Below are 10,436 nucleotides of genomic sequence, written 5' to 3'. Positions count from 1 at the left end.
CCGGGAGGGGGCCGCGGCGTGCAGGGGTGCCGCTCAGTGCGTGAGGACGGCGACCGGGCAGTGGGCCTCGGCGAGCACGCCCTGGCTCACCGAGCCGAGCAGGGCGCCGGCCACGCCGCCGCGGCCGCGGGAACCGACGACCACGAGGTCGGCCTCGGCGGACGCCTCGGTGAGCGCGGTGACGGGGCGACCGTGCAGGGCCGTGACCTCCACCTGCACGTCGGCCAGCGCCGGCTCGTCGGCGCGGACCTGGTCCACCTGCGCCTGCACCGACTTCTCGAGGTCGGCCACGATGTCCTTCCACTCCTGGGAGTCCGGCTCGGTGACCACGTAGCCGTTGACCACGGCCATGTTCCAGGTGGTGACGGCGCGGACCCGCTGGCCCCAGTTGGAGGCCGCGTGCATCGCGAAGCGCAGGGCCTTGGTGGAGTCGCGCGAGCCGTCCACGCCCACCACGAGCAGGCCCTTCTCCGGGGGCACGCCCTCGGGCCCCACGACGATGACGGGGCAGCGCGCGTGCATCGCGACGGTGAGGCTGGTGGAGCCCAGCAGGAAGCGGGTGAGGCCGTGCTTGCGGGCGGTGCCCACCACGATGAGCTGGGCGTGCTCCTCGGCCTCCAGGAGGGCCTGGGAGCCGGTGTTCCACGGGGCGCTGAAGGTGAGCTCCGGGGCCCGGTCGAGCGAGGCAAGGATGTCCTCGACGTGCTGGCGCACCTCGGCCCCCTCGTCCACCTCGTCGCCGGCCTGGGTGAGCAGCGGGGCGTCCATGCCGAAGCCGACCGGCGCATAGGCGGTGGCCATGGTCTCCTGGGCGTGGACGGCGTGCAGCCCCACCCCGCGGCGCAGGGCGGAGCGGGCGGCCCACTCCACGACCGCGCGGTCGCGGTCGGTGCCGTCGACCCCCACGACGACGGCGTTCTGCGGGACGGTGCTGGCTCGGTGCTCGGTCATGGTGCCTCCCTGTTGAGTACCGCCAGCCTATGCCGCGGCAGCCCGCGGCCACGAGGGGGTCCGGCGGGTCACGCGGCGTGCATTCCCGCGGGCCGGCGAGACCCTTCTCACCCCATATGTGGTGACGCCCGATGTGACTCGATCATGACCCCTCGTTATGGTCGAGGGAGCCAGATCGCACGATGACCCCGCCCCCGACCCCTGGAGAGTGCATGTCCCTCGTCGTCCAGAAGTACGGCGGGTCCTCCGTGGCAGACGCCGAGAGCATCCGGCGCGTCGCCCGGCGGATCGCCGCCACCCGGGCCGCCGGACACGACGTCGCCGTCGTCGTCTCGGCCATGGGAGACACCACCGACGAACTGCTCGACCTCAGCCGCGAGATCACCGACTCCCCCAGCCAGCGCGAGCTCGACCAGCTGCTCACCTCCGGCGAGCAGATCTCCATCGCCCTGCTGGCCATGGCCCTGCACGAGATGGACGTGGCCGCCACGAGCTTCACCGGCCGGCAGGCCGGGCTGCGCACCACCGACGCCTTCGGCTCGGCCCGCATCACCGAGATCGACGCCAGCCGGCTGCGCACCAGCCTGGATGCCGGGCAGGTCGCCATCGTCGCCGGCTTCCAGGGCTGGACCGCCGACGAGCACACCACCACCCTGGGCCGCGGTGGCTCCGACACCACCGCCGTGGCCGTGGCCGCCGCGCTCGAGGCGGACGTGTGCGAGATCTACTCCGACGTGGACGGCATGTTCACCGCCGACCCGCGCATCGTGCCCACCGCGCACCGCATCGGGTGGATGGGCTACGCCGACGCCACCGAGCTGGCCGCCCACGGCGCCAAGATCCTGCACCTGCGCGCCGTCGAGTTCGCCCAGCGCCACGACGTGCCCCTGCACGTCCGCTCCAGCTTCACCGACCAACCCGGCACCTGGGTCAGCGCCTCCCGCGACCAGGTGCCCGCCGACCACCTCGACCCCCAGGAGGACCCCGTGGAGGAACCCCTCATCCAGGGCGTGGCCCACACGCACGACCAGGCCATGCTCACCGTCGTCAACGTGCCGGACAAGCCTGGCCGCGCCGCCTCGATCCTCGCCGCCATCTCCGAGGTGGTCTCCGTGATCGACGTGCTGGGCCAGACCCACACCGCCCGCGAGAACGGCCTGTGCGACTTCTCGTTCTCCCTGCCGGCCGACGACGCGCAGCGCGCCCGGGAAGCCCTGGAGGCCCAGCAGGACGCGCTGGAGTTCGCCCACGTGGCCGTGGACGAGAACGTGGGCAAGGTCTCGGTGAGCGGCCACGGCGTGCGCTCCCACGCCGAGGTGCCCGCGATGCTGCTCAAGGCCCTGGCCGACGCCGGCATCACGGTGAACATGTTCACCACCTCCGAGGCCCGCATCTCCGTGGTCGTGGCCGACGACCAGGTGGAGGACGCCGCCCGCGCGATCCACACCGCGTTCGGGCTCGACAGCGACCAGACGGCCGTGGTGCACGCCGGCACCGGTCGGTGAGGAGGACGACCCCCATGGACTCGACCCAGAACGACACCGCCCCCACCATCGCCGTCGTCGGCGCCACCGGCCAGGTCGGCACCGTGATGCTGCGCCTGCTCACCGAGCGGAAGGTGCCCGTGGGCACCCTGCGCCTGTTCGCCTCGGCCCGCTCGGCCGGCAAGCAGGTGGAGTGGACCGACGGCACCGGCGCCACCCGCACCCTCACCGTGGAGGACGTGGCCGCCACCCCCACCGAGGAGCTGCGCGGCATCGACATCGCGCTGTTCTCCGCCGGCGGGGGCACCTCCCGCGAGCACTCCCCCCGCTTCGCCGAGGCCGGTGCCGTGGTCATCGACAACTCGTCGGCCTTCCGCGGCGACCCCGAGGTGCCGCTGGTGGTCAGCGAGGTGAACCCCGAGGCGGCGAAGGACCGCCCCAAGGGCATCGTCGCCAACCCCAACTGCACCACCATGGCCGCGATGCCGGTGCTCAAGGTGCTGCACGACGAGGCCAGGCTGGAGGCCCTGCAGGTGGCCACCTACCAGGCCGTGTCCGGCTCCGGGCTGGCCGGCGTGGACGAGCTCGCGGGCCAGGTGCGCGCCGCCACCGGCGCCGGGGAGGGCGCCCTCGAGCAGCTGGTGCACGACGGCTCCGCCCTGGACGGCACCCTGCCCGCGGCCTCGACCTACCCGCGCACCATCGCGTTCAACGCCCTGGCCATGGCCGGCGACCTCGTGGACGACGGGTCCGGCGAGACCTCCGAGGAGCAGAAGCTGCGCCACGAGTCGCGCAAGATCCTCGGCATCGAGGACCTGGCCGTGAGCGGCACCTGCGTGCGCGTCCCGGTGTTCACCGGCCACGCCCTGGCCGTGCACGCCCGCTTCTCCCGCGAGCTCACCCCCGAGCGCGCGCTGGAGCTGCTGGCCGAGGCGCCCGGCGTGACCGTGGCCGAGGTCCCCGCCCCGCTGGAGGCCGCGGGCCGCGACGACGTGCTGGTGGGCCGCGTGCGCACCGACCAGTCCGTCGAGGGTGGCCGGGGCCTGGTGCTCTTCGTGGCCGGTGACAACCTGCGCAAGGGCGCCGCCCTCAACGCCGTGCAGGTGGCCGAGGTGCTGCTGGAGCAGGGGGTGGGCGCGTGAGCGAGCTGATCCTGCGCCGCCCCACGATGGACGACGGCGCCGCCATGTGGCGCATCGCCCGCGACTCCGGCGTGCTGGACCTCAACACCTCCTATGCCTACCTGCTCATGGCCCACGACTTCGGCGCCACGAGCACCGTGGCCGAGGCCGACGGGCAGGTGGTGGGCTACGTGATGTCCTACCTGCGCCCCGCCGCACCGGACACGCTCTTCGTGTGGCAGGTGGGCGTGGACGCCTCGCAGCGTGGGCAGGGGGTGGCCGGGCGGATGCTGCAGGCCACCGTGGAGGCCACCGGCGCCACCGCCCTGGAGACCACCGTCACGGCCGACAACGACGCCTCCAACGCGCTGTTCGCCGGGTTCGCCCGCCGCCACGGCGCCACCGAGGAGGTGACGGAGTTCATCACCCCGGCCCATTTCCCGACCGACGACGTGCACGACGCCGAGCTGCTGCACCGCATCGCGCCACTGGGCCCGGCGGCCGCTGCACCCGGGCGCACCCCCTGAGCGCCCGACCACCCGCTGGACGCCCGACCGACTTCCCAGGAGGGACGACATGACCCAGACGACCCCGAGCACGAACTCCCCGAGCACCACCACCCCGCACACCGCGGGGGACACCAGCATCTTCGAGGCGCGCGAGTCCTCCGTGCGCTCCTACTGCCGCCAGTGGCCGGTGGTCTTCACCACCGCCCGCGGCGCCGAGCAGCACACCGAGACCGGCGAGACCTACCTGGACTTCTTCGCCGGCGCCGGCGCCCTCAACTACGGGCACAACGACCCGGCGCTCAAGGGCGCGCTCATGGAGCACCTCTCGCAGGACGTGGTGATCCACTCCATGGACATGCACACCCCGGCCAAGCGCCGCTTCCTGGAGGCCCTCACCCGCACCGTGCTGGAGCCCCGCGGCATGGACCACAAGGTGCTCTTCCCCGGCCCCACCGGCACCAACACCGTGGAGGCCGCCCTCAAGGCCGTGCGCAAGGCCACCGGCCGCACCGAGGTGGTGTCCTTCACCAACGGCTTCCACGGCATGACCCTGGGCTCGCTGTCGGTGACCGCCAACAAGATGAAGCGCGCCGGCGCCGGTGTGCCGCTCACCGACGTGACGCAGGTGGCCTACGACGGGCACGAGGGCGCCGCCTCGGCGGACCTGGCCGACCTCGAGGCGCTGGACGCCGCGTGGGCGCAGGCCGGGGACGACCTGCCCGCCGGCGCCATCGTGGAGCTCGTCCAGGGCGAGGGCGGCCTGAACGCCGCGTCCATGGAGTGGGTGCAGCAGCTGGCCGAGGTGTGCGCCAAGCACGACGTGAAGCTCATCGTGGACGACGTGCAGGCCGGCTGCGGCCGCACCGGCACGTTCTTCTCGTTCGAGCCGGCCGGAATCACCCCGGACGTGGTGTGCCTGTCCAAGTCCCTCTCCGGCCTGGGTCTGCCGCTGGCGGTGACCCTGGTGCGCCCGGAGCTGGACCAGTGGGAGCCCGGCGAGCACAACGGCACCTTCCGCGGGTTCACCCCCGCCTTCGTGACCGCCGCGGCGGCCCTGGAGACCTACTGGGCCGACGACGCGTTCGCCGCCGGGGTGCGCGCCACCGCCGAGCGCCTGCACGCCGGCCTGGCCGAGCTGGCCGGCAAGGCCTCCGGCGAGGCCGAGGTGCGCGGGCGCGGGCTGATGTGCGGCATCGCGTTCGCCGACACCGAGGCCGCGGAGAAGATCGCCGCCGCTGCGTTCGAGCGCGGGCTGATGGTGGAGACCTCCGGCCCCGCCAGCGAGGTGGTCAAGCTGCTGCCGCCGCTGAACGTCACCGAGGAGCAGGTGGACCGCGCACTGGCCGTGCTGGCCGAGTCCGTGGCCGCCGTGGGGGCCTGAGCGCCCCACCCCCTGACGCGGGCGCCGGGACACCTCCGGCGCCCGCCCCCATCGACCGACCTGACCCGACCCCCTGACCCGACCGACACGACGAAGGAGACGAGCATGAAGGTCATCCACCTCGAGGAGCTCAACGGCACCGAGAACGACGTCGAGCACGGCAACTGGCGCTCCCGCCGGTTCTTCCTGGCCGACGCGGGCGTGGGTTTCTCGTTCCACCAGACGATCCTCAAGGCCGGTACGAGCACCGACATGTGGTACGCCAACCACATCGAGGCCGTGTACGTCTACAAGGGCAAGGGCACGCTCACCAACCGGGAGACCGGCGAGGAGTTCGAGCTGCGCCCGGACACGATGTACCTGCTCAACGACCACGACAAGCACACCGTGACCGTGGAGGAGGACATCCACTGCGTGTGCACCTTCAACCCGCCGGTGACCGGCCGTGAGGTGCACGACGAGCACGGCGTGTACCCGCTGCTGGACGCCGAGGGCAACCGCCTGGACACCCCGCAGGGCTGACTGGACGGACCCCGGGGCACGTCCCCGAGCCCGACCGATCGGGCACCGCGGCAGGTGCCGTGGTGCCCGATCGGTCGTTCCCGCCGAGAGGAAGAACACCACAGACCACCCGACCGCGTGATGCGAGGAGGCACACCGTGACGACCACCCCGAACCACACGACCCGCACCGCCGCCGACAGCCGCACCGACCACTACCCCACCCGCCTGGCCGACCGCCCCGCCGTGCTGGAGCGCCGCGACCCGGTCGTCGCCGGCGGACCCCAGGACGGCCCCTTCGAGGGGGACGAGCTGGAGCAGGTCGAGCAGCGGGGCTACACCCAGGTGCCGGACCTGTTCACGCCTGCGGAGATCGAGCGGATGCGCACCGAGCTGGACGAGCTCTCCCGCAACCCGGAGGTGCTGGCCGACGAGCGCACCATTACCGAGGCGGCCTCGGGGCAGCTGCGCTCGGTCTTCGAGGTGCACCGCACCAACGAGCTGTTCCGCTCCGTGGCGCACGACCCGCGGCTGGTGCGCCGCGCACAGCAGGTGCTGGGCGGGCCGGTGACCATCCACCAGAGCCGGGTGAACTTCAAGCCCGGTTTCGGCGGGGCGCCGTTCTCCTGGCACTCGGACTTCGAGACCTGGCACGCGGAGGACGGCATGCCCTCGCCGCGCGCGATCAGCGTCTCCATCGCCCTGACGGACAACCACCCGTACAACGGGCCGCTGATGATCATGCCGGGTTCGCACCGTCGTTACGTCTCCTGCGTCGGGGAGACGCCGCGGGACAACTACAAGTCCTCGCTGGTGGCCCAGGGCGCCGGTACGCCGGACCCGGACGTGCTGACGCGCATGTACGACGAGTTCGGCATCGACGTGCTCACCGGCCGGGCCGGGAGCGCGACCTGGTTCGACTCGAACTGCATGCACGCGTCCAACGGCAACGTCACCCCGGCGCCGCGGTCGAACGTGTTCATCGTGTTCACGGCGGCGGACAACGCCTGCGGTGAGCCCTACGCCGCCCCGGCCCCGCGGCCGGAGTTCCTCGGAGCCCGCGAGCACCGTGAGGTGCTGCAGGCGGACTGAGCCGGCTGACCGGGCTGGTGGCCGGGTGAGGGCGCCGCGGCCCGGTGGGCGGGCTGGCCCGGCCACATGGCCCGGCATCGTGCTGGCCAGCCTAGCCAGCGCCCGCCCTCATGACGCGTGGGTGGGGTGACCGTGACAGATCGCCCCACCCACGCGTCGTGCGCGTCCGGCAGGCGCTCTGTCAGGCGCGGCGCGAGGCAGCCAGCGCCGTGAGCTCCTCCAGCTCGCCGAGGGTGGTGCGCAGCGTGGTCACCAGCTCCTCCGGGGCGGTGAAGGTGCCGTCCGGCGAGAAGGCCGTGAACACGTTGACGCCGGCCTGGTTGCGGGCCTGCAGCATCGAGGCGTTGGCCACCACCGCGCGCCAGTGCTCCACCGCGCGCACGCCGTTGGCGGCGCCGTAGCCGACGAAACCGATGGCCTTGTGGCGCCACTCCACGAACAGCACGTCGAAGGCGTTCTTGAACGCTGCCGGGATGGAGTGGTTGTACTCGGCGGTCACGAACAGGTAGCCGTCGAAGGGGGCGATGGTACGGGCCCAGGCCGCGGTGGCGGGGTTCTCGTACTGGCCGTTGGCCGCACCGGGGACGGTGGGCTCGGAGAGCAGCGGGAGGTCGAACCCGGCCAGGTCGACGAGCTCGTACTCCACGCCCTCGGCGGCCTCGCCGGCCTGCACGCGGGCGGTGGCCTGCTCGGCGACCCAGCGACCGACGGCCTCGCCCTTGCGGCCGGGGCGGGTGGATCCGATGACGACGGCGATGCGCATGACTCTCCAGGAGTGGGGGGCGGGGTCGGCCCCGGCGGACGCACCGGACCGGTGACCTGTCCCCCATCATGCCGGGACCCCGCCCCGAGTTCCGCACCGGTGCGCATCTGGGCCTGCCGCCGCTCCGACTTCAGCACCGGTGCCGAACTCGACTGTCGAGAACCGCACCGGTGCCGATGTGGGGCCACCGCCCCATCGAGAACCGCACCGGTGCGGAACTGGCTGATCGGGGACGACCGTGGGCACCGCATCGGGCGGCCAACTAGGCTGGGGCACCAGTACGCCACCCGTACCGCCCCACTCGCACGCACCGCGCCCCGTGGTGCCGCGCGCCCACGGAGCGGGGCGGGACCACCCGAGACGAGGGAGAACACGACAGATGGCCACCATCAGCTGGACCCGGACGGACGAGGCGCCGCTCCTGGCGACCTACTCGCTCAAGCCGATCGTCGAGGCCTTCGCCGGGGCCGCCGGCATCGACGTGGAGACCCGCGACATCTCGCTGGCCGCCCGCATCCTGGCCCAGTTCCCCGAGGAGCTCGCCGAGGACCAGCGCGTGGAGGACGCCCTGGCCAACCTGGGTGAGCTGGCCACCACGCCGCGCGCCAACATCATCAAGCTGCCCAACATCTCGGCCTCCGTGCCCCAGCTCAAGGAGGCCGTGGCCGAGCTGCAGGCGCAGGGCTACGCCGTGCCGGACTACCCGGAGGACCCGCAGACCGACGCCGAGAAGGCAGTGCGCGCCAAGTACGACGCCGTCAAGGGCTCCGCGGTGAACCCGGTGCTGCGCGAGGGCAACTCCGACCGCCGTGCCCCCCAGGCCGTCAAGAACTTCGCCCGCAAGCACCCGCACTCCATGGGCGCCTGGGGCGAGGACTCCCGCACCCGCGTGGCCACCATGGGCGAGGACGACTTCTTCAGCCACGAGAAGTCCGTGACCATCGACGGCGACGACACCCTCACCATCCAACTGGTGGGCGCCGACGGCCAGACCACCGTGCTCAAGGACGGCATCACGGTGCTGGACGGCGAGGTCGTGGACGCGACCTGCATGGACGTGGCCGCACTGGACCGCTTCCTGGCCGAGCAGGTGCAGCTGGCCAAGGAGGAGGGCCTGCTGTTCTCCGTGCACCTCAAGGCCACGATGATGAAGGTCTCCGACCCGATCATCTTCGGCCACGTGGTGCGCGCCTTCCTGCCGGAGGTCTTCGCCCAGCACGGGGAGACCCTCAAGGCCGCGGGCCTCTCCCCCAACGACGGCCTGGCCGCCATCCTCTCCGGCCTGGACCAGCTGCCGGCCGAGCAGGCCGACGAGATCCGCGCCGCCATCGAGAAGGGTCTGGCCGACGGCCCGGACCTGGCGATGGTGGACTCCCGCAAGGGCATCACCAACCTGCACGTGCCCAGCGACGTCATCGTGGACGCCTCCATGCCGGCCATGATCCGCACCAGCGGACAGATGTGGAACAAGGACGACGAGCAGCAGGACACGCTGGCCGTCATCCCGGACTCCTCCTACGCCGGCGTGTACCAGACCGTCATCGAGGACTGCCAGGAGCACGGCGCATTCGACCCCACCACCATGGGCTCGGTGCCGAACGTGGGCCTCATGGCCAAGAAGGCCGAGGAGTACGGCTCCCACGACAAGACCTTCGAGATCCCGGCCGCCGGCACCGTGCAGGTGGTGGACTCCTCGGGCACCGTGCTCATGGAGCACGCCGTGCAGCCGGGTGACATCTGGCGCGCCTGCCAGACCAAGGACGAGCCGATCCGCGACTGGGTGAAGCTGGCCGTGACCCGCGCCCGCGCCTCGCAGACCCCGGCCGTGTTCTGGCTGGACGCCGAGCGCGCCCACGACGCGCAGCTCATCGCCAAGGTGGAGAAGTACCTCAAGGAGCACGACACCGAGGGCCTGGACATCCGCATCATGGCGCCGGAGGAGGCCACCCAGTTCTCGCTGGACCGCATCCGCGCCGGCGAGGACACCATCAGCGTCACCGGCAACGTGCTGCGTGACTACAACACCGACCTCTTCCCCATCCTGGAGCTGGGCACCAGCGCCAAGATGCTGTCGGTGGTGCCGCTGATGAACGGCGGTGGCCTGTTCGAGACCGGTGCCGGCGGCTCGGCCCCCAAGCACGTGGACCAGCTGACCGAGGAGAACCACCTGCGCTGGGACTCCCTGGGTGAGTTCCTGGCCCTGGCCGAGAGCCTGCGCCACGTGGCCGAGCACGAGGGCAACCCGAAGGCCGCCGTGCTGGCCGACGCCCTGGGCCGCGCCACCGAGACGCTGCTCGACGAGGGCCGTTCGCCGAGCCGCAAGGTGGGCGAGATCGACAACCGTGGCAGCCACTTCTACCTGGCCCTGTACTGGGCCCGGGAGCTGGCCGCCCAGAGCGAGGACGCCGACCTGGCCGCCACCTTCGCCCCGGTGGCCGAGAAGCTCGACGCGGCCGAGGAGGCCATCGCCGGCGAGCTGCTGGCCGCGCAGGGTTCCCCGGCGGACCTGGGTGGCTACTACCACCCGGACGAGGCCAAGACCTCCGCGGTGATGCGTCCCTCGAAGACCTTCAACGAGGTCATCGACGGCATGAGCGCCTGAGCACCCGCCGCTGCAGGACGGGCCGCACCCCAC

9 protein-coding genes are annotated in these 10,436 nt (G+C 72.3%); 7 read left to right on the top strand and 2 right to left on the bottom strand.

Going from position 1 to position 10,436, the window contains the following annotated elements:
• Nucleotides 1–33 precede the first annotated feature (33 nt).
• Nucleotides 34–951 carry a universal stress protein gene (locus tag HMPREF3099_RS00290; protein ID WP_070703221.1) on the bottom strand — a complete coding sequence of 306 codons (918 nt, stop codon included), beginning with the start codon at nucleotides 949–951 and terminating at the stop codon, nucleotides 34–36.
• Between the two features lie 212 nt (nucleotides 952–1,163).
• Between HMPREF3099_RS00290 and HMPREF3099_RS00285 the strand changes: the two genes are divergently transcribed.
• The 6 genes from HMPREF3099_RS00285 (at nucleotide 1,164) to thpD (ending at nucleotide 7,038) form a co-directional block, all read left to right on the top strand.
• Nucleotides 1,164–2,456, top strand: coding sequence for an aspartate kinase (locus HMPREF3099_RS00285; RefSeq protein ID WP_070703220.1), 1,293 nt, complete (start codon nucleotides 1,164–1,166; stop codon nucleotides 2,454–2,456).
• 14 nt (nucleotides 2,457–2,470) lie between these two features.
• On the top strand, nucleotides 2,471–3,577 hold the full coding sequence (locus tag HMPREF3099_RS00280; protein WP_070703219.1) for an aspartate-semialdehyde dehydrogenase: 1,107 nt from the start codon (nucleotides 2,471–2,473) through the stop codon (nucleotides 3,575–3,577).
• On the top strand, nucleotides 3,574–4,083 hold the full coding sequence (gene ectA, locus HMPREF3099_RS00275) for a diaminobutyrate acetyltransferase (protein ID WP_237769678.1): 510 nt from the start codon (nucleotides 3,574–3,576) through the stop codon (nucleotides 4,081–4,083). Before HMPREF3099_RS00280 ends, ectA begins: the two co-directional genes overlap by 4 nt.
• A 49-nt stretch (nucleotides 4,084–4,132) precedes the next feature.
• Entirely contained in the window at nucleotides 4,133–5,446 is a 1,314-nt protein-coding gene (gene ectB, locus HMPREF3099_RS00270; protein WP_070703218.1) for a diaminobutyrate--2-oxoglutarate transaminase, read from the top strand.
• 105 nt (nucleotides 5,447–5,551) lie between these two features.
• Nucleotides 5,552–5,968 (top strand): ectoine synthase, encoded by a 417-nt coding sequence (locus HMPREF3099_RS00265; protein ID WP_070703217.1) that lies wholly within the window; start codon nucleotides 5,552–5,554, stop codon nucleotides 5,966–5,968.
• 137 nt (nucleotides 5,969–6,105) lie between these two features.
• Nucleotides 6,106–7,038 (top strand): ectoine hydroxylase, encoded by a 933-nt coding sequence (gene thpD / locus HMPREF3099_RS00260; RefSeq protein WP_070703216.1) that lies wholly within the window; start codon nucleotides 6,106–6,108, stop codon nucleotides 7,036–7,038.
• Between the two features lie 181 nt (nucleotides 7,039–7,219).
• Here the strand turns inward: thpD and HMPREF3099_RS00255 are convergent, their stop codons facing one another.
• Complete coding sequence (locus HMPREF3099_RS00255) at nucleotides 7,220–7,801, bottom strand: NADPH-dependent FMN reductase (RefSeq protein WP_070703215.1); 582 nt, start codon at nucleotides 7,799–7,801, stop codon at nucleotides 7,220–7,222.
• 379 nt (nucleotides 7,802–8,180) lie between these two features.
• Here HMPREF3099_RS00255 and HMPREF3099_RS00250 point away from each other — a divergent pair, with 379 nt between their 5' ends.
• Entirely contained in the window at nucleotides 8,181–10,403 is a 2,223-nt protein-coding gene (locus tag HMPREF3099_RS00250; protein ID WP_070703214.1) for an NADP-dependent isocitrate dehydrogenase, read from the top strand.
• The last annotated feature ends 33 nt before the right edge of the window (nucleotides 10,404–10,436 follow it).

Source organism: Kytococcus sp. HMSC28H12, from assembly GCF_001816045.1.
Classification (GTDB): Bacteria; Actinomycetota; Actinomycetes; order Actinomycetales; family Dermatophilaceae; genus Kytococcus; species Kytococcus schroeteri.
Note: the sequence above shows the minus strand (reverse complement) of the source record. Positions and strands in the feature narration are given on the sequence as shown.

Excerpts from the sequence above, each read along its gene's own strand:
- HMPREF3099_RS00290 (WP_070703221.1), bottom strand. The coding sequence starts at position 951 with ATGACCGAGCACCGAGCCAGCACCGTCCCGCAGAACGCCGTCGTCGTG.
- HMPREF3099_RS00285 (WP_070703220.1), top strand. The coding sequence starts at position 1,164 with ATGTCCCTCGTCGTCCAGAAGTACGGCGGGTCCTCCGTGGCAGACGCC.
- HMPREF3099_RS00280 (WP_070703219.1), top strand. The coding sequence starts at position 2,471 with ATGGACTCGACCCAGAACGACACCGCCCCCACCATCGCCGTCGTCGGC.
- ectB (WP_070703218.1), top strand. The coding sequence starts at position 4,133 with ATGACCCAGACGACCCCGAGCACGAACTCCCCGAGCACCACCACCCCG.
- HMPREF3099_RS00265 (WP_070703217.1), top strand. The coding sequence starts at position 5,552 with ATGAAGGTCATCCACCTCGAGGAGCTCAACGGCACCGAGAACGACGTC.
- HMPREF3099_RS00255 (WP_070703215.1), bottom strand. The coding sequence starts at position 7,801 with ATGCGCATCGCCGTCGTCATCGGATCCACCCGCCCCGGCCGCAAGGGC.
- HMPREF3099_RS00250 (WP_070703214.1), top strand. The coding sequence starts at position 8,181 with ATGGCCACCATCAGCTGGACCCGGACGGACGAGGCGCCGCTCCTGGCG.